Below are 17139 nucleotides of genomic sequence, written 5' to 3' on the forward strand. Positions count from 1 at the left end.
GCTCTCCATTGTTGAACGGGGCGAACGCGCGGCATCCGATATCGCTCCTCGGCCACCTTATCCGCAACGGGCGTCGACCACCTTGCCATCCGGGGCGATGGTGAGCGTGACGCGATCCGGCCGGAAATCCTGCGTGACCATGTCGCCTGGCGCGATTCGCCGGATCGTGCTCGCGCCGGTGCGCCGCCGCACCTGCGCGTCATCGGGCGCGATATGGCCGACGAGGCTCGCCGCCGCCTCCGAGCGACACTGGCGCGGCGCGGGGGAATCGCCATGCGCGACCGGTGCGCATGCCGCGAGCAGCGCGGGGGCGATCACGAACGTGGGAAGCGTTCTTTTCATCCGCGCGAAACTCCCGGCCGAGTGGTCTGGCGCATCCATTCCTCGATGCCGAGGCGCTGCGGCAGCGCGCGCAGCACGATGTCGAGATCGCGGCCCTCGCCTTCGCGGCAGCCGCCACGATGCGTCGCGACGGTCTGTTGACCCGCCGGCCCGGTCCAGGTGATCGTATATGTCGGCATGTCGCTGATCGTGACGGCGCAGGGCACGGCCGCCGTGCTGCCGTCAGCGGGCCGAAACGGCGCGAGATCGGCCGCCAGCGCACGATAGACGTGCGGCGTGACGCGGCGCTCGCGCGTGCCGAGCACGGCGGTATGGCGCGTGCCCGTGAACGCGACCGCACCATCGGCCGCGACCTTCACGTCATAGACCGGGCAGAAGCCGAAGCACGGCCCCACCGAGATCGCGATCGTTGGCGCGCCAGCGGCGGGCGCGGGAGTCACTTCCGGCGAAACGGTCGCACAGGCCCCGAGCGCCGGCAGCGCGGCACAGGCCAGGGCGGCCTTCATGACGGCCTTCACTTCGCCGCCCCCCTCAGCCCGGCCGGAAGCATATAGGCGGGGCAGTAGCGATAGGTCGTGCCCGGCCCGCGCGTCTGCATCGTGAACGTCAGCGCGTCCGGCACGGTGACGGTCTGCCGCTGGCTGACGCGCGGCGCCGGACCGGCACCGGCATCGATGCACGACTGGCTGACCGAATACCGATCGCCCTTGCGCGCGAGCACCCGCGCGCGGCACGCGCGCGAATGCGCATCGCTGATACCCCGGCCGTCATATTGCCGGATCGCCGCATTGGGCGCGGATTCGCAAGCCACGCCCTTCTGAACGTAGATGCCCGGCTTGAGCCGGTACACCCCGCCCGGCGGTGGCGAGCGATCGACGCTCGCCACAGCGGGCGCGCCGCCCGCGACCACGGCGAGCGCCAGACTCGAAAACACCCCGATTCGTAACAGCATGTCATATCTCCCGTCAGGTTCGGACCGGCTGTATCGGGCCGAATCTGAACATAGACGGAGCCGACCGCCCGATCCCTTGCGACCGCTGCGTCAGCCGCCGATGCCGAGCGTATCGAGGCGCTTGCGCAACGTGTTGCGGTTGATCCCGAGCGCCCGCGCCGCGCGAAGCTGGTTGTTGCCGTGGCGCTCCAGCAGCGCCTCGATCAGCGGGCGTTCGACCTCGCCGATGATCCGGTCGTACAGCGATCCGTCGTCGAGCGCGGTCGGTTCCTCGATCGCGAGCCGCTCGAGCCGCGCGCGGATCGCCGCCGCGATGCCGGGATCGACCTCGGTCGGCGGGTTCGCGGAATAGGAACCACCGAGCAGCACCCGCACCTCACCCGCGCCGATGGTGTCATCGCGGCTGAGCACCGCCATGCGGCGCATCATATTCTCGAGCTCACGGACGTTGCCGGGCCAGTCGTGGCTTTCCAGCACGGCGATCGCCTGCGGATCGAGCTGCTTGCGCGGCAACCCGCTCTCGGCGGCGCGATCGAGGAAATGCCGCGCGAGCAGCGCGATGTCCTGCCGCCGCGCGCGCAAAGCGGGCAACGTCACCGGCACGACGTTGAGCCGGTAGAACAGATCCTCGCGGAACTGCCCGGTCGCGACCAGCACCGCGAGATCGCGGTTGGTCGCGGCGACAATGCGGACATCGGCCTTGATCGTCCGTGCGCCGCCAACGGTGGTGAACTCGCCCGATTGCAGCACGCGCAGCAGCCGGGTCTGCGCCTCCATCGGCATGTCGCCGATCTCGTCGAGGAACAGGGTGCCGCCCGCCGCCTGCTCGAACCGCCCGGCCGAGCGCGCCTGCGCGCCGGTGAAGGCGCCGCGTTCATGCCCGAAAAGCTCCGCCTCGATCAACTCGCGGGGGATCGCCGCCATGTTGATCGCGATGAACGGCGCCCTGCGGCGCGGCCCGAGATCATGGATCGCGCGCGCCACCAGTTCCTTGCCGGTGCCCGATTCGCCCGAGATCAGCACGGTGAGATCGTTCGAGACGACGCGGGCGATCACCCGGTACACGTCCTGCATCGCCGGCGAGCGCCCGATCAGCGGCAGCGCGCGGTCCTCCTCGCCGATCGGTTCGGCCACGCCGCCCGAGCCGCGTGCCAGCGCGCTTTGCACGGCCGCGGCGAGCGTATCGAGATCGAACGGCTTGGGGAGGTAATCGAACGCGCCGACCTCGGTCGAGCGCACTGCCGTGGTGAGCGTGTTCTGCGCCGACAGCACGACCACCGGCAGGCCCGGATGTTCGGCGACCAACCGCTCGACCATGTCGAGCCCGTTGCCGTCGGGCAGCACGACATCGGTGATGAGCACATCGGGCAGCCCAGCCGCCAGCCGCATCTCCGCCTCGGCGAGCGTGGCGGCAGTGATGAGGCGGTGGCCGTCGCGTTGCAGCGCCTGCACGATCACGGTGCGGATCGCGCCGTCGTCATCGACGACGAGGATGTTGCCGGCTCTGGTCACGCGGAACCTCTGGGAAGCAAGATACGAAAGACGGTGCTGAGCGGGGAGCCTTCGCGCGCATATTGGACGATACCGCCCATGTCGCGCACCAGCTTATCGACCAGCGACAGGCCAAGTCCCTGCCCTTCTGGCTTGCCCGAGACGAAGGGATCGAACAAATGGTCGGCGATCTCCTCCGGCGCGCCGGGGCCGTTGTCGATCACGCACACCTCGATCGGCAGCGGCTGGCGCGGACGGCCCGGCGACGGGCTGACCGCCATGCCGTGCCGATAGGCGGTCGAGAGCAGGATACGCGGGTTGGCCACCGTGGTGAGCGCCTCGCAGCCGTTCTTGAGCAGATTGAGCACCACCTGGAGCAGCGCGTCGGGATCGACCAGCACCGGCGGCAACGACGGATCGAACCGCTCCTCGATCGTCACCGTGCGCCCGAACCCGGCGAGGGCGACGCGGCGGGCATGATCGAGCAGCGGGTAGATGTTGGACGGTTTGATGTTGAGCGGGCGGGTGTCGGTGAAATCCTGCATCCGGTCGATCAGCGCGGCGATGCGATCGACTTCGGTGGTGATGAGCGTGGTGAGCGTGGTGTCGGTCTTCGGTCCGGCCAGCAGTTGCGCGGCTCCACGAATACCCGACAGTGGGTTCTTGATCTCATGCGCGAGCATCGCCGCCGCGCCGATCGCCGCGCGCGCCGCCGAGGCACGATCGACCGAATGGCCCATCCGGCGCGAGGCGGCGGCGTGGTGCAGCGTCACCGTGCGCCAGCCGGGCCGGTCGGTAACGCGCGCCTCGATATAATCGACGCGCACGCGCCCGCCGCCGCGCCGCAGTTCGATCTCGGTGTCGAACGCCGCGAACTGCCGCTCATCGCGGCCGCTCGGTGCGCGCGGCGGGACGATCACCGCATCGAGCTTCTGCCCGCGCATCGCCCGTTCGGAGAGGTTTAGCAGCGTCTCGCACTCGGCGTTGGCGTAGGTGATGCGCGCATCGGGATCGAGCACCATCACCGCCACCGGCAGCGTCGCGAACAGCTCGGCGAAGCCCGGCCCGGCGGTGTCGGTCACGCCGCCGCGCGGCTCCGGTACGGCGCGTAGAACTCCGCGAGCATCGCCTTGACCTGTTTTGCGTCGGCGATCTGGTTGGTCTTGTTGCGGAACTCGGCCGAACCGTGCAGCCCGCGCGTGTACCAACCGATATGCTTGCGCATCATGTTGACGCCGGTTTCGTTACCGTAGTGTTCGAGCATCGCCTCGTAATGCTCTGCGATCAGGCAATATTGTTCGTCGAGCGTCGGATCGGGAACGCGCCGCCCGGAACGGAACCACTCCATCACCTGCCCGAGCAGCCACGGCCGTCCGTAAGATCCGCGCCCGATCATCACGCCGTCCGCGCCCGATTGTTCCAGCGCCGCCTCGGCGTCCTCGATCGAACAGATGTCGCCGTTGGCGATCACCGGCACGCTGACCGCATCCTTGACGCGGCGGATGAAGCCCCAGTCGGCGCTGCCCTTGTACATCTGGTTGCGGGTGCGGCCGTGAACGGTGATCATCTTCACGCCGAGATCCTCGGCGATGCGCGCGAGTTCGGGCGCATTGAGGCTCGAATGGTCCCAGCCCATCCGCATCTTGAGCGTGACCGGCACCTTCACCGCATCGACCACGCCTTTGACGATCGCGGCGGCGAGCGTGAGATCCCGCATCAGCGCCGATCCGGCATCGCCGTTCGTCACCTTGCGCACCGGGCAGCCCATGTTGATGTCGATGATCGCCGCGCCGCGATCCTCCGAGAGCTTGGCCGCCTCGCCCATCTCATACGGCGTACAGCCGACGAGTTGCATCGACACCGGATCTTCGATCGGATGCCACGCCGCTTTCTGAAGCGACTGGCGTGTCTCCCGGATCGCCGCCTGGCTCGCCACCATCTCGGTGACGTTGAGGCCCGAGCCGTAACGGCGTACGATCGTGCGGAACGGCATGTCCGAAACGCCGGTCATCGGCGCCAGGATCACCGGCTGGTCGATCGTCACGGGTCCGATCTGGATGGGAGCGAGGGTGCGCGGGGTCACTAAACGTCTGCCTGAAAAACAGGCAGCCTATAGGCGAGCGCGTCGTGTGCGGCAAGGCTGGCGGGCGGGTGCGGCATGGGCTAGGCGCTGAGGCCATGTCGTCCACTCGTACCGTCGCGATCATCGTTGCCGCCGGCCAGGGCCTGCGCAGCGGCAGCGCGCTCCCCAAACAGTTCGCTCCGCTCGCCGGCAAGCCGATGCTGGTGCACAGCTACGCCGCGCTCGCCGCGCATCCCGGCATCGACGCGGTGCTGGTGGTGATCGGCGCGGGACAGGAAACGATGCTTGCCGAGACGCTCGGCGACGCGCGCTTCATCATTGGCGGCGCGACGCGGCGCGAATCGGTTCGAAATGGTCTCGAAGCTTTCGCGGACGAAGCGCCCGATCGCGTGCTGATCCACGACGCCGCCCGCCCCTTCCTGCCGGCGACGGTGATCGACCGGCTGATCGCAGCGCTCGATGCCGAGGCAGGCGCTCTTCCCGCCCTGCCGGTCACGGATACGCTGGTGCGCGAGGACGGCACGCCGGTTTCGCGCGACCGCCTCCACCGTGTGCAAACCCCGCAGGCGTTCCGCTTCGCCGAGGTGCTCGCCGCGCACCGCGCCTGGCCGGCGGGGGAGGACGCGACCGACGACGCGCAGATGGTCGCCCGCTCCGGCCACATTGTCTCCATCGTCCAAGGCGATTCGATGCTCGAAAAGATCACCCACCCGGCCGATTTCGCCGCCGCCGAGGCGCGCCACGCGGCGACGCTCCGCGTGCGGACCGCGCTGGGCTATGACGTCCACCGACTCGTCGAAGGCGAGGAATTGTGGCTCGGCGGGCTCCTCATCCCGCACGACAAGGGGCTTTCCGGGCATAGCGACGCCGATGTCGCGCTCCACGCCATCACCGACGCGTTGCTCGGCACGATCGCCGACGGCGACATCGGCATGCATTTCCCGCCGAGCGATCCGCAGTGGCGCGGCGCCAACTCCGCACAATTCCTCCAGCACGCCGCCGCGCTGATCGCAGCCCAAGGCGGGATCATCGACTTCATCGATCTCACGATCATCTGCGAAGCGCCCAAGATCGGCCCGCACCGCGCCGGCATGCGCGCGCGCATCGCCGAACTGCTGCAGATCGAACCGGGCCAGATCAGCGTCAAGGCCACCACCACCGAACGACTCGGCTTCACCGGGCGGGGCGAAGGCATCGCCGCGCAAGCGGTGGCAACGATCAGGATCGGCACGCGATGAAAACTCTCAGAACGCTGGCTGTCGCCCTGGCGGCGTGCGCGCTCACCGGCCAGGCGGCGGCGCAGCCGCTCCAGGCGCGCGCGTGCCTGACTGCGCCCGAGGCCGAGTCGCTGCTCATCACCGTCATCCCCGATGCGCTCGAAGAGGTCAGCCATACCTGCGCGGCCCAGCTTCCCGCCGGGGCGCTGTTGCGCAGCCCCGGCCGGGCGTTCGGTGACAGCTATCGCACGCTGGCCGACGCCAACTGGCCGAACACGCGCCGCGCGCTCGCGAAGATCCTCCCGTCCGATGCGGCGCCGATGCTCGACAACGACCTCGCCCGCTTGATGCTGATCTCGCTCGCCGGGCCGATCGTGGCGCAACAGGTCACGCCCGCCGATTGCGGGCCGGCCAATCGCTTCCTTACGATGATCGCGCCGCTGCCACCCAAGAACGCCGTCGCCGCGATCGTGGCTGCGATGCAGATCGCCGCGACCGACCGCAAGAACGGCACCAAGCCCGCCGCCATCCCCGTTTGTCCGTTTGGAGCGCAGTGACGATGCTCACTCTCCTGCCAGAAGAGCTTGTCGCCGCCGCGCGGAAGGTGGTGGACGCCAATCTCGCCGCCGGCCGTACCGTCTGCGTCGCCGAAAGTTGCACCGGCGGGCTGGTCGCCGCCGCGATCACCGAGATTCCGGGATCGTCGGAAATGTTCGAGCGCGGCTACGTCACCTATTCGAACGACGCCAAGGTCGATACGCTCAACGTCAGCCCCGACGTGATCGACACGTTCGGCGCGGTCTCGATCGCGACCGCGTGGAGCATGGCGCAGGGCGCGCTCGAAGCCAGCGGCGCGGATGTCGCGGTGGCGATCACGGGTGTCGCCGGACCGGGCGGCGGCACCGAGAAGAAGCCGGTCGGCACCGTCGTGTTCGCGCGGGCGGAACGTGGCGCTGATCCCAGCCATGTCGTCGCGGATCGCAAGGACTTCGGCGAGATCGGACGCGGCGGCATCCGGCTTCAGGCGGCGTTATGCGCGCTCGACTTGTTGATGCCGTCCGTCGGCGAACCCGAAGGCGAACCATAAAGCGCCGCCGCGCGCTCCTCGAACGCGCCGATCATCTTGCGTAGCGCGACCCCGAACACCTGACCGGCAAGCATCTCGAAAACGCGGTTCTTGAACGCGAAGTCGACCGTGAAATCGACCGCGCAGCCGGTGCCGTCGGGCCGGAACACCCAATCGTTGCGCAGATATTTGAGCGGGCCGTCGAGGTAGTCGACATGCACCCGCTCCGGCCGCTGCTTGTCGACCTTGGACGTGAAGGTCTCGCGCAGCCCCTTGAAGCCGACGATCATGTCGGCGACCATCTGGGCCTCGCTGTCCGAGCGGATGCGAATCGCCGAGACCCACGGCAGGAACTCGGGGTAACGCGCGACATCGGCGACCAGATCGAACATCTGCTCGGGCGTGTAGGGCAAGCGGCGGGTTTCGTGGTGCTTAGGCACGGGTCATCGCTTCGCCGAATCCCGTCACCCCGGCGCAAGCTGGGGTCTGCCGGTGATGGTGCGCGCCTTTGCCGCAAAAGACCCCAGCTTGCGCTGGGGTGACGTATAGGGCGGACAGGCTCACACCCGCACCGTTGCCAGCTTCGCCGCCCGCGCGGCGCGCAGCCGGGCGAAATCGTCCCCCGCATGGTAGCTCGACCGGGTCAGGGGCGAGGATGCCACCAGCAGGAAGCCCTTCGCGCGCGCGATCGCGGCATACGCGTCGAACGCCTTGGGGGTCACGAAATCCTGCACCTTGGCGTGGCGCGGCGTGGGCTGGAGATATTGGCCCATCGTGAGGAAATCGATGTCGGCGGAGCGCATGTCGTCCATCACCTGATGCACCTCGAGCCGCTCCTCGCCCAGCCCGAGCATCACGCCCGACTTGGTGAAGATCGACGGATCGTGACGCTTCACGCTCTCCAGCAAACGCAGCGACGCATAGTAGCGCGCGCCGGGGCGGATCGTCGGGTAGAGACGGGGCACGGTCTCGAGATTGTGGTTGTACACGTCGGGCCGCGCGGCAACGATCGACTCGATCGCCGCCTGCGCCTTGTTGCGGAAATCCGGCGTGAGGATCTCGATCGTCGTGCTGGGCGTCGTGCGGCGCAGCGCCTCGATCACCTTGACGAACTGCGACGCGCCGCCATCGGGCAGATCGTCACGATCGACCGAGGTGATGACGATATGCTCGAGCCCGAGCTCGGCCGCGGCATCGGCGGTGTGCTGCGGCTCGAGCGCATCCACCGCGCGCGGCATGCCGGTCTTGACGTTGCAGAAGGCGCAGGCGCGGGTGCAGGTGTCGCCCAGGATCATCACCGTCGCGTGCTTCTTGGTCCAGCACTCGCCGATGTTCGGGCAGGCCGCTTCCTCGCAGACCGTCGCCAGGTTGAGCCGTCGCATCAGCCCCTTGGTCTCGTTGAAGGCCGCGCCCATCGGCGCTTTCACGCGAATCCAGTCGGGCTTGCGCTGGCGGCCCTCGGGTTGGGCGGCCGGGTGAGCGATCGGGGTGATTTCGTTCATCGCCCGCAAATAGCCATCCGCGCCGCTCACCACAACTGCCGCGCCGATCATCACGGTTGCGCTTGTCGTATGCGGCGCTTTGCCTCTAGGAACCGCGCCATAGCGAAACGACGGAGAGCGACATGAGCGGATTCGAAAACCTCATCGAGGGCTATCGGCGCTTCCGCGTGGTCGATTGGACCCGTCAGCGCGACCGCTGGGCCGAATTGCGCGAAGGTCAGGCGCCGCGCGTGATGGTGATCGCCTGCTCCGACAGCCGCGTCGACCCCGCGCAGGTGTTCGACACGTCGCCGGGCGAGATCTTCGTGGTGCGCAACGTCGCCAATCTGGTGCCGCCGTTCGAACGCGACGGATCGCGCCACGGCGTCTCCGCCGCGCTCGAATTCGCGGTCACGCAGTTGGGCGTCTCCGACATCGTCGTGATGGGGCATGGCTCGTGCGGCGGCGTCAAAGCCTGTCTGACGCACGCCTTCGAAGGCGCGGAACCCGGCGAAGGCGGCTTCATCGCCCATTGGGTCGATATGCTCGATACCGCGCGGGACCGGGTCGTCGCCGAACACGGCACCGGCGACGAGGCGATCCGCGCGCTCGAACTGGAGACGGTGCGGGTCAGCCTCGCCAACCTGCGCACCTTCCCGTTCATCCCGGAACGCGAGGCGGCTGGCACGTTGACGCTGCGCGGCGCCTATTTCGCGATCGCGGACGGCGTGCTGCATGTGATGGATGACGACGGGGCGTTCGCGCCCGCCTGAACTGCGTCAGGCGGGGTCGCCCGCCGGCGGCACGGTGATGTGCCGCGGCTTGCCGACGTCCTGCGCGATGGCGGGCGCGAGCGCCCCGCGATGCACCCGAACGCCGGCGACGCCGCTCTCGGCGACCGGCGCCACTGCCGGCGCGGCTGCCGCTGCGGGTGCCGCGTCTTCGGGTGTGCTGCGATGGATCGTCACGGAGCCGACCACCTGAATGCCGCCGTTGGCCGCGCTCGCGGGCGGCACGCTTGCTTCATCGGCGGCCGCGAGGATCGGGCTGGTGCGTGCCGGTAAGGTTTCGCTTCCCGAATAGGTCTGGCGGAAGGCGAGCGCATTCTCCATAGCGCCGCGCCAGCGATAGAAGATATGCGCGCCGACCGCGGCGACCTGCCTCATGCTGGTCGCCCACCAGGGCGAGACGTAATTGGCGTGGTAGAAGGTCGCCGAGCCGACCGGCGCATACACCAGCCCCGCCAAGGCCCCCGTCGCGACCGCGCGCGCCCGCGCCCAGGCGCTGGGCTCGATCGGATGGTTCATTGATCCGTCGCAGGTGAAACTGAACTGGCAGCCGCTCGATCGCGCAGATCCCTGATAGACTACCCCGCAGATGCTGTCGGGAAAGGCCGGATCGCGCACGCGGTTGAGCACGACCTGCGCGACCGCGCGCTCGCCCTCATCCGATTCGGAGCGCGCCTCGTAATAAATGGCCGCGGTCAGGCAATCGATCGCGCGCGCGGCGTCATCGGGCGTGCGCGCGCGACCGAGGAAGGCGGGCGCGGCGTCGAAATCGGCCGCGTCCGCCGCCGCGGCTTCCCGCAGCGCGGTGCGTGCGAGGTCCCTCGGCACGTTCAGATCGAGTCGCTTGAGCAGATCGGGCGCGCGGACGATCGGCGGGATGTCCATCACCACCTGCATCGGCGGCGTGCGCGTGCAGGACGTCATCAACACCAGCGTCGGCAGCACGAGCAGCAAGAATCTGAGCATGACGGTCCGACGCGGTGGCAACTCGCGCTCGGATAGCCGGCAAGCCTTAGCTTTGGATTAAGGACGCCGCCGCACCGCGCCGGCCCCTGCGCGATGCGGTGCGGCGGACCGGCCTATTTTGCGGCGGGGCCGTCCACCGTCCTGATGTGCAATTCCTTCAATTGCTTGGGGCTGGCGAAGTTCGGCGCGCCCATCATCAGGTCTTCGGCCTTCTGCGTCATCGGGAAGGTGATGACCTCGCGGATGTTGGGCTCATCGGCGAGCAGCATCACGATGCGATCAACGCCCGGCGCTGAGCCGCCGTGCGGCGGCGCGCCGCACTTGAACGCGTTGATCATACCCGCGAAGTTCGTGTCGACCTCGGCCTGCGTATAGCCGGCGATCTCGAACGCCTTGTACATGATCTCGGGCTTATGGTTCCGGATCGCGCCCGACGACAGCTCCACACCGTTACAGACGATGTCGTACTGATAGGCGAGGATATCGAGCGGGTCTTTGGTCTCCAGCGCTTCCATCTCGCCCTGCGGCATCGAGAAGGGATTGTGGCTGAAGTCGATCTTCTTGGCGTCTTCGTCATATTCGAACATCGGGAAATCGACGATCCAGCAGAATTCGAAACGCTTGTCGTCGATCAGCCCGAGCTGCTCGGCGACGCGGGTGCGCGCCAGACCGGCGAGCTTGGCGGCCTGCGCTTCCTTGCCGGCCGCGAAGAACAGCCCGTCGTCCGGTCCCAGGCCGAGCGCGTCGGCCATCGCGGTCATCTTCGCCTCGCCGTGGTTCTTGGCGATCGGACCGCCCCATTCGCCGCCCTTGCGGGTCGCGTAGCCGAGGCCGGCGAAGCCTTCGCCCTGCGCCCAGCTATTCATGTCGTCGAAGAACTTGCGGCTCTTGTCGGCTGTACCCGGCGCCGGGATCGCGCGCACCACGTCGCCGCCCTCGACGATCGACGCGAACCGGCCGAAGCCCGAGCCGATGAACTGCTCGGACACGTCCGAGATCAGGATCGGGTTGCGCAGATCGGGCTTGTCGTTGCCGTACTTCAGCATCGATTCGCGGTACGGGATCCGCTTGAACGGCAGCGGCGACACGGTGCGGCCCTTGCCCTGCCAGTCGGCGAACTGTTCGAACACGCCGTGCAGCACCGGCTCGATCGCGGCGAACACGTCTTCCTGCGTGACGAAGCTCATCTCGAAATCGAGCTGGTAGAATTCGCCTGGGCTACGATCGGCGCGCGCATCCTCGTCGCGGAAGCACGGTGCGATCTGGAAATAGCGATCGAACCCCGCCACCATCAGCAACTGCTTGAACATCTGCGGCGCCTGCGGCAGCGCGTAGAACTTGCCGGGATGCACGCGGCTCGGCACCAGATAGTCGCGCGCGCCCTCGGGGCTGCTCGCGGTCAGGATCGGCGTCTGGAACTCGGTGAAGCCCTGCCCGATCATCCGCTGGCGCAGCGAGGAGATCACCTGCGAGCGCAGCAGGATGTTGGCGTGGAGCCGCTCGCGGCGCAGATCGAGGAAGCGATAGCGCAGGCGGATATCCTCAGGATATTCATTCTCGCTCGCCACCGGCATCGGCAGGTCGTGCGCGGCCGATTGCACCACTGCGGAGGTGGCGCGCACCTCGATCGCGCCGGTCGGCAGGTTCGGGTTCACCGCCTCGCCGGCGCGCGCGACCACCGTGCCGGTGATCGTCACCACGCTCTCGCTGCGCAGCCCCTCGATCACGTCGAACACCGGGCCGCTCACGTCGGTCACGATCTGGGTGATGCCGTAATGGTCGCGCAGATCGACGAAGACGAGATCACCGTGGTCGCGCTTCTTGTGGACCCAGCCCGACAGGCGGACTTCCTGGCCGACCTGTTCGGCGCGGAGTTCGGCGCAAGTGTGCGTGCGATAGGCGTGCATGGTTCTCGTCTTTCAATCATCACCCGCCCCGATCGTCACCCCAGCGCACGCTGGGGTCTGCCGGGGAAAGGGCATGCGTTATCACCGCGAGACCCCAGCGTGCGCTGGGGTGACGGTATTGGATGATCCGCGCACCTCCCTTTCCGAACCGCCTTTGTCAAGGCGCGCATCCCTCGCTAAAGGGTGAAGATGCATATCCATCCGCTCATTACCGACAGCGCCACGCTCGCCAATCTCTGCACGCGGCTCGCCGAAGCCGATTTCGTCTGCGTCGATACCGAGTTCATGCGCGAGAACACCTTCTGGCCCGAACTCTGCCTGATCCAGATCGCCGACGAGAACGAGGCGGCGGCGATCGATCCGATGGCGCCCGGCCTCGACATGACCCCGCTCCTCGATCTGCTGGTCAACAACGAGGACGTGCTCAAGGTCTTCCACGCCGGCGGTCAGGATCTGGAGATCGTCTATAATCTCACCGGCAAGACGCCCCACCCGCTGTTCGACACGCAGGTCGCGGCGATGGCGCTCGGCCAGGGCGAGCAGATCGGCTATTCGAACCTCGTCGATGCCTATCTCGGCATCAGCGTCGACAAGGGCGCGCGCTTTACCGACTGGAGCCGCCGCCCACTCGACGCACGCCAGATCGAATATGCGATCGGCGACGTGACCCATCTCGCCAAGATCTTCCCGAAGATGCTCGCCCGGCTGCGCAAGACCGGGCGCGGCGCGTGGCTCGATCAGGAAATGGAGCGGATCGGCGATCCCGCCAATTACGCCAACGATCCCGAAGAGGCGTGGCGCCGCATCCGCGTGCCGAGCCGCAAGGCTGATATCCTAGGCCGGCTAAAGGCGCTGGCGCGCTGGCGCGAACTGGAGGCGCAGGGCAAGAACCTGCCGCGCGGCCGGATCGTCAAGGACGAAACGCTCGCCGACATCGCCGGCCACCCGCCGCGCAAACAGGCCGATCTCGCCAAGGTGCGCGGCCTTTCGCCGACCTGGGCGACCAACGACATCGGCGGGCGGATGATGGCGGCGTTGGAAAACGCCCAACCGATGTCCCCCGAGGAGATGCCCGCGCGGGACGACCGCAAGCCCGGACTCGGCAAGGACGGCGCGCTGGTGGCCGATCTGCTCAAGCTGCTGCTCAAGATCCGCTCGCGCGATATCGACGTGGCGGCGCGGCTGCTCGCCCGCGGCGATGATCTCGATGCGCTCGCGGCGGGTCAGCGCGAGGGGCTGCCGATCCTCGAAGGATGGCGCTTCGAACAGTTCGGGCGCGACGCGCTCGATCTGGTCGAGGGGCGGCTGGCGTTCGCGGTGGTCGGCGGCAAGCTGAAGATGACGCGCGCCGAAGCGGCGGAGTGAGCGAAGGGCGGCGACGTTCGCCCCGGTCGCACGAACGTCGTCTCGCCAAAAAAGAGCAACGCTGAGCGCATCGCTCGCCTGCCCATACCCGTTCGTGCTGAGCGTGTCGAAGCACGTGCCCCAAACGCGGCATTGCCTTGCACGTGCTTCGACACGCTCAGCACGAACGGCGAAAAAAGCGGCCCCGGCCTACGCCGGAGCCGCCGTCGTTGTTTACGCGGCCACCGGCGGCGACGCGATCCAGGTGATCCACAGCTTGGCGATGTCCGCGTTCGGCGAGGTCGTCACCTTGGCGAGCGTGGCCCGCGCGCCTTCCTTGTCGCCACCGAGCGCCTGCGCGATGCCGAGGTGGAGGTTGAGCCGGTCGTTATCGGCAACCCCCTTGGTCGCGGCGAGCTTGTACAGTTCGGCGGCCTTCGCGTAGTTGCGCTCGCCGAGGTACGCGTCACCCGCCTGAGAGGCGAGATCGCCCTTCGGCGCAGCGGCCGCGGCCTTTTCCTGTGCGGCGAGCGGCTTGTCCGACGCGATCGATTCGCTGGCCTGCTTGGCCATGTCGGTCGCGGTGGCGTTGCCGGCCGGGATCACCTTGGTGTCGAAACCTTCCTTGATGACCGCCTTGGCTTCGGTCGGCAGGCCGGTCTTGTTCGCGGCATCGGCGTAATCGATATATTCCTTCGCGCCGGCGAGCGAGTTGGTGACGCGCATCAGGCGGTACAGGTCGATCCGGTTGCGATCGGTCAGCTTCGCGGCACCCGGGCCGGAGAACCCGAAGGTATAGATGGCGGTGCGCCAATTCTCCTTGGTGCCGTAATTCGACAGCCACGCCTGGGTCCAGGTGTTGGTCTGCTCGGGCAGGTTCGCCTTGATTGCGTGCGACACGGCGTATTTGTACCAGGCTTCGGGCGCCTTGCGGCCAGCGGCCTGCTCGGCCTTCACCGCGGTATCGAGCTCCGCGACGCCGCCCGCCACGTCACCCGCTTCGACCTTCGCGCGCGCGAGGTTGAGCGGCAGATCGGCGTTCTGGTAGCCGAGATCACGGGCGCTCGCCATGAACTGCGCCGCCTTGGCATAGTCCTTCTGGTTGTAGGCGATGTTGCCGCGGATATAGGTGTACTGCGCCTTCTCGGCCTTCGGCGTGATCGGGTTGGCGATCAGCGTCTCGAGCGGCTGGGCCAGCACGACGTCGTTGCGCTGCGCCTCGGGCAGAGCGTTCATCTCGCCGCTCGCCACCTGGAGGCGGAACTTGGCGATGATGTAGCTGTCGGTCGCGTTCTTCGCGAGGCCGTCCGCCTCGGTCAGCTTCGTCTTCGCGGTCGCATAGTCGGGCGGGGTCGCGGCGAGCGCGGTCTGGATCGCGCTGAGCGCGGGACGCGCCTCGTTCGACAGGTTCTTGGGGTTGAAGCCTTCGGCGGGCGCCGCCTCGGCCGCCTTTTCCTTCTTCGCGTTCGCCGGCAGCGCGATCACGGTGCCACCCAGGCCGAGCATCAGCGCCCCGGCAATCGCAATCCTCGAAACACCCTGCATCTTGAAAGTCTCCCAAAGTCGGCGCTGGCCGAACACCGCGCCGCTCTACCGATCCGTCTCGCCGCGTTCAAGCGACGCCGCGTGCGCCGGCTTCTGGCCGGCGCGGGGTGAACAACGGTTGAACCCGCGCCCGGCTCCCTTTGACGCTTCGGCGCATGGCCGCTACCCGCGCCGAATGATCGCCCTGCTCTCGCCCGCCAAGACGCTCGATTACGAGCGGCCACTTCCCGCCGTCACGCCGACCACGCCGCGCTTCGCGGAGGAGGCCGATACCCTCGCCGCCGCCGCATCGCGGCTGAGCCAGAAAAAGCTGAGCGAATTGATGCACATCTCGCCCAAGCTCGCCAAGCTCAACGCCGATCGGTTCGCGGGCTTCGCCGACGGCCCCGAGCGGCCGGCGCTGTTCGCGTTCGCGGGCGACGTCTATACGGGGTTCGAGGCGCCGACGCTCGACGAACCGGCGGTCGCATTCGCGCAGGACCATGTCCGCATCCTGTCGGGGCTGTACGGGCTGCTTCGCCCGCTCGACGCGATGCGGCCCTATCGGCTCGAAATGGGCACGCGCTGGGCACCGCGCCGCAAGAGCCTGACCGACTGGTGGGGCGACCGGATCGCCGCCGTGCTACGCGACGATGTCGCCGAGGAGGGATCGGGCGTCGTCCTCAACCTCGCCAGCCAGGAGTATTTCGCCGCGGTGGCCGGGCGATTGACGGGTTTGCGCGTGATCGACGTCGATTTCCGCGAGCCCGGCCCCGACGGCCCGCGCTTCGTCAGCTTCAACGCCAAGCGCGCGCGCGGCATGATGGCGCGCTGGCTGTGCGAACACCGCATCACCGACGTCCAGGCGATGCAGGGATTCGACAGCGACGGCTATCGCTTCGACCCGCACGAAAGCGAGGCGGACCGCTGGCGGTTCACGCGCGCATGAGCAGCGCGGTCGTCATCGGCGCTTCGGGCGGGATCGGCGCGGCGTTCGTGCGGGCGCTGGAGGAAGAGGGCACGTTCGACACGGTCCACGCTTTCGCGCGCGGTTTCGCCGGATCGGGCCATATCGATCTGGAGGACGAGGCGAGCATCGCCGCCGCCGCCGCGATCGTGGCCAAGGGCGCGGCGCCGACGCTGATCCTCGTCGCGACCGGCCTGCTGCACGCGGGCGAGCGCGGGCCCGAGAAGGCGATCGGCGAACTCGATCCGGCCTGGCTCGCGCGCAACTTCGCGGTCAACGCGATCGGGCCGGCGATCGTCGCCAAGCACTTCCTGCCGCTGATGCCGCGCGATGGCCGCTGCGTGTTCGGCGTACTGTCGGCGCGGGTCGGCAGCATCGCCGATAATCGCCTTGGCGGCTGGTATGGATATCGCGCGTCGAAGGCGGCGCTCAACATGCTGGTGCGCACGCTGGCGATCGAAGAAAAGCGCCGCAACGGCCGGTCGATCGTGGTGGCGCTGCATCCGGGCACGGTCGACACAGCGCTGTCGCGACCATTTCAGGGAAACGTCGCGCCTGGGCAATTGTTCGATGCCGACCGCGCCGCGTTGCAGCTCCTCGATGTGATCGACGGGCTCAAGGCGCCCGATTCGGGCAAGCTGTTCGCTTGGGACGGCGCCGAAGTCGCTCCGTGACAGAGACGTCATGCGCGCTTCATTGTGGCTTGTGACAATTGGGTCCAGACCGGCCCCAGACGCATATCGCGTCCTGTGACGTTAGGAGAGCCATGATGAAGCCATTGATGCCGCTGTTCGCTGTTGCCGCGCTGATCGGCACGCACGCCGCGCTGGCCGCGACGCCCGCCGCCAAGGCCACTCCCGCGCCCGCCGCCACGCCCGTGGCCAAGGCCAAGGTCACGAAGACCAAGGTGGCCGCCGGCCGCATGGTCACGACCAAGACCGCCGCCGGCAAGACCATCACCTACAATTGCTCCAAGCCCGGCAATGCCAACAAGAAGGCCTGCAAATAAGC

19 protein-coding genes are annotated in these 17139 nt (G+C 68.0%); 8 read left to right on the plus strand and 11 right to left on the minus strand.

Annotated elements, in window-relative coordinates; translation table 11 throughout:
- Positions 1 to 57: 57 nt before the first annotated feature.
- The 6 genes from PX554_RS10430 to dusB all read right to left on the minus strand — a co-directional run bounded on the left by PX554_RS10430 (position 58) and on the right by dusB (position 4868).
- Positions 58 to 342 carry an I78 family peptidase inhibitor gene (locus tag PX554_RS10430; protein ID WP_176786972.1) on the minus strand — a complete coding sequence of 95 codons (285 nt, stop codon included), beginning with the start codon at positions 340 to 342 and terminating at the stop codon, positions 58 to 60.
- A complete protein-coding gene (locus tag PX554_RS10435) occupies positions 339 to 848 on the minus strand; it encodes a DUF6438 domain-containing protein (protein WP_143023263.1) in 510 nt (169 codons plus the stop codon). The genes PX554_RS10430 and PX554_RS10435 overlap by 4 nt, the downstream gene beginning before the upstream one ends.
- A gap of 8 nt (positions 849 to 856) precedes the next feature.
- Positions 857 to 1294: a hypothetical protein gene (locus tag PX554_RS10440; RefSeq protein WP_093219584.1), complete on the minus strand. Its 438-nt coding sequence runs from the start codon at positions 1292 to 1294 to the stop codon at positions 857 to 859.
- A gap of 90 nt (positions 1295 to 1384) precedes the next feature.
- Complete coding sequence (gene ntrC, locus PX554_RS10445; protein ID WP_275501419.1) at positions 1385 to 2806, minus strand: nitrogen regulation protein NR(I); 1422 nt, start codon at positions 2804 to 2806, stop codon at positions 1385 to 1387.
- The gene (locus PX554_RS10450) at positions 2803 to 3867 is read right to left on the minus strand and encodes a two-component system sensor histidine kinase NtrB (RefSeq protein WP_275501420.1); all 1065 of its coding nucleotides are present in this window, start codon (positions 3865 to 3867) and stop codon (positions 2803 to 2805) included. The genes ntrC and PX554_RS10450 overlap by 4 nt, the downstream gene beginning before the upstream one ends.
- Positions 3864 to 4868 carry a tRNA dihydrouridine synthase DusB gene (gene dusB, locus PX554_RS10455; protein ID WP_176786973.1) on the minus strand — a complete coding sequence of 335 codons (1005 nt, stop codon included), beginning with the start codon at positions 4866 to 4868 and terminating at the stop codon, positions 3864 to 3866. Before dusB ends, PX554_RS10450 begins: the two co-directional genes overlap by 4 nt.
- 95 nt (positions 4869 to 4963) lie before the next feature.
- On the opposite strand from dusB, the gene PX554_RS10460 reads away from it, so the two are divergent.
- Genes PX554_RS10460 through PX554_RS10470 form a run of 3 tightly spaced genes read left to right on the plus strand, consistent with a single transcriptional unit; the run spans position 4964 to position 7172 of the window.
- Entirely contained in the window at positions 4964 to 6106 is a 1143-nt protein-coding gene (locus PX554_RS10460; protein ID WP_275501423.1) for a bifunctional 2-C-methyl-D-erythritol 4-phosphate cytidylyltransferase/2-C-methyl-D-erythritol 2,4-cyclodiphosphate synthase, read from the plus strand.
- Positions 6103 to 6642, plus strand: a complete 540-nt coding sequence (locus PX554_RS10465; RefSeq protein ID WP_275501425.1) for a hypothetical protein — start codon at positions 6103 to 6105, stop codon at positions 6640 to 6642. The genes PX554_RS10460 and PX554_RS10465 overlap by 4 nt, the downstream gene beginning before the upstream one ends.
- Before the next feature lie 2 nt (positions 6643 to 6644).
- Positions 6645 to 7172 carry a CinA family protein gene (locus PX554_RS10470; RefSeq protein WP_275501427.1) on the plus strand — a complete coding sequence of 176 codons (528 nt, stop codon included), beginning with the start codon at positions 6645 to 6647 and terminating at the stop codon, positions 7170 to 7172.
- Here the strand turns inward: PX554_RS10470 and PX554_RS10475 are convergent.
- Positions 7106 to 7591, minus strand: coding sequence for a type II toxin-antitoxin system RatA family toxin (locus PX554_RS10475; RefSeq protein ID WP_093219597.1), 486 nt, complete (start codon positions 7589 to 7591; stop codon positions 7106 to 7108). The two genes, PX554_RS10470 and PX554_RS10475, sit on opposite strands and share 67 nt — an antisense overlap.
- A 120-nt stretch (positions 7592 to 7711) precedes the next feature.
- On the minus strand, positions 7712 to 8653 hold the full coding sequence (lipA, locus tag PX554_RS10480; RefSeq protein WP_275501964.1) for a lipoyl synthase: 942 nt from the start codon (positions 8651 to 8653) through the stop codon (positions 7712 to 7714).
- Between the two features lie 122 nt (positions 8654 to 8775).
- Here lipA and PX554_RS10485 point away from each other — a divergent pair, with 122 nt between their 5' ends.
- The gene (locus tag PX554_RS10485) at positions 8776 to 9405 is read left to right on the plus strand and encodes a carbonic anhydrase (RefSeq protein ID WP_275501429.1); all 630 of its coding nucleotides are present in this window, start codon (positions 8776 to 8778) and stop codon (positions 9403 to 9405) included.
- A 6-nt stretch (positions 9406 to 9411) separates the two neighbouring features.
- Here PX554_RS10485 and PX554_RS10490 read toward each other — a convergent pair whose 3' ends face one another.
- Both PX554_RS10490 and aspS read right to left on the minus strand, forming a co-directional pair.
- The gene (locus PX554_RS10490; RefSeq protein ID WP_093219603.1) at positions 9412 to 10386 is read right to left on the minus strand and encodes a cell wall hydrolase; all 975 of its coding nucleotides are present in this window, start codon (positions 10384 to 10386) and stop codon (positions 9412 to 9414) included.
- A 113-nt stretch (positions 10387 to 10499) separates the two neighbouring features.
- Entirely contained in the window at positions 10500 to 12293 is a 1794-nt protein-coding gene (aspS, locus tag PX554_RS10495) for an aspartate--tRNA ligase (protein ID WP_275501432.1), read from the minus strand.
- Between the two features lie 189 nt (positions 12294 to 12482).
- Here aspS and rnd point away from each other — a divergent pair, with 189 nt between their 5' ends.
- Positions 12483 to 13658 carry a ribonuclease D gene (gene rnd, locus PX554_RS10500; protein WP_093219608.1) on the plus strand — a complete coding sequence of 392 codons (1176 nt, stop codon included), beginning with the start codon at positions 12483 to 12485 and terminating at the stop codon, positions 13656 to 13658.
- A 213-nt stretch (positions 13659 to 13871) separates the two neighbouring features.
- On the opposite strand, the gene PX554_RS10505 is transcribed toward rnd, so the two are convergent.
- Positions 13872 to 15182: a tetratricopeptide repeat protein gene (locus tag PX554_RS10505; protein WP_093219611.1), complete on the minus strand. Its 1311-nt coding sequence runs from the start codon at positions 15180 to 15182 to the stop codon at positions 13872 to 13874.
- Positions 15183 to 15357: 175 nt separating this feature from the next.
- Here PX554_RS10505 and yaaA point away from each other — a divergent pair, with 175 nt between their 5' ends.
- From yaaA to PX554_RS10520, 3 genes are all read left to right on the plus strand, one after another.
- Positions 15358 to 16110 carry a peroxide stress protein YaaA gene (gene yaaA, locus PX554_RS10510; protein ID WP_275501436.1) on the plus strand — a complete coding sequence of 251 codons (753 nt, stop codon included), beginning with the start codon at positions 15358 to 15360 and terminating at the stop codon, positions 16108 to 16110.
- Positions 16107 to 16802 (plus strand): SDR family NAD(P)-dependent oxidoreductase, encoded by a 696-nt coding sequence (locus PX554_RS10515; RefSeq protein ID WP_275501437.1) that lies wholly within the window; start codon positions 16107 to 16109, stop codon positions 16800 to 16802. Before yaaA ends, PX554_RS10515 begins: the two co-directional genes overlap by 4 nt.
- A 92-nt stretch (positions 16803 to 16894) precedes the next feature.
- A complete protein-coding gene (locus PX554_RS10520) occupies positions 16895 to 17137 on the plus strand; it encodes a hypothetical protein (protein WP_275501439.1) in 243 nt (80 codons plus the stop codon).
- Positions 17138 to 17139: the final 2 nt, after the last annotated feature.

It is taken from the genome of Sphingomonas pollutisoli (assembly GCF_029167165.1).
Taxonomy (GTDB): Bacteria; Pseudomonadota; Alphaproteobacteria; order Sphingomonadales; family Sphingomonadaceae; genus Sphingomonas; species Sphingomonas pollutisoli.

Excerpts from the sequence above, each read along its gene's own strand:
- PX554_RS10430 (WP_176786972.1), bottom strand. The coding sequence starts at position 342 with ATGAAAAGAACGCTTCCCACGTTCGTGATCGCCCCCGCGCTGCTCGCG.
- PX554_RS10435 (WP_143023263.1), bottom strand. The coding sequence starts at position 848 with ATGAAGGCCGCCCTGGCCTGTGCCGCGCTGCCGGCGCTCGGGGCCTGT.
- PX554_RS10440 (WP_093219584.1), bottom strand. The coding sequence starts at position 1,294 with ATGCTGTTACGAATCGGGGTGTTTTCGAGTCTGGCGCTCGCCGTGGTC.
- PX554_RS10460 (WP_275501423.1), top strand. The coding sequence starts at position 4,964 with ATGTCGTCCACTCGTACCGTCGCGATCATCGTTGCCGCCGGCCAGGGC.
- PX554_RS10465 (WP_275501425.1), top strand. The coding sequence starts at position 6,103 with ATGAAAACTCTCAGAACGCTGGCTGTCGCCCTGGCGGCGTGCGCGCTC.
- PX554_RS10470 (WP_275501427.1), top strand. The coding sequence starts at position 6,645 with ATGCTCACTCTCCTGCCAGAAGAGCTTGTCGCCGCCGCGCGGAAGGTG.
- lipA (WP_275501964.1), bottom strand. The coding sequence starts at position 8,653 with ATGAACGAAATCACCCCGATCGCTCACCCGGCCGCCCAACCCGAGGGC.
- PX554_RS10485 (WP_275501429.1), top strand. The coding sequence starts at position 8,776 with ATGAGCGGATTCGAAAACCTCATCGAGGGCTATCGGCGCTTCCGCGTG.
- PX554_RS10490 (WP_093219603.1), bottom strand. The coding sequence starts at position 10,386 with ATGCTCAGATTCTTGCTGCTCGTGCTGCCGACGCTGGTGTTGATGACG.
- aspS (WP_275501432.1), bottom strand. The coding sequence starts at position 12,293 with ATGCACGCCTATCGCACGCACACTTGCGCCGAACTCCGCGCCGAACAG.
- rnd (WP_093219608.1), top strand. The coding sequence starts at position 12,483 with ATGCATATCCATCCGCTCATTACCGACAGCGCCACGCTCGCCAATCTC.
- PX554_RS10505 (WP_093219611.1), bottom strand. The coding sequence starts at position 15,182 with ATGCAGGGTGTTTCGAGGATTGCGATTGCCGGGGCGCTGATGCTCGGC.
- yaaA (WP_275501436.1), top strand. The coding sequence starts at position 15,358 with ATGATCGCCCTGCTCTCGCCCGCCAAGACGCTCGATTACGAGCGGCCA.
- PX554_RS10515 (WP_275501437.1), top strand. The coding sequence starts at position 16,107 with ATGAGCAGCGCGGTCGTCATCGGCGCTTCGGGCGGGATCGGCGCGGCG.
- PX554_RS10520 (WP_275501439.1), top strand. The coding sequence starts at position 16,895 with ATGATGAAGCCATTGATGCCGCTGTTCGCTGTTGCCGCGCTGATCGGC.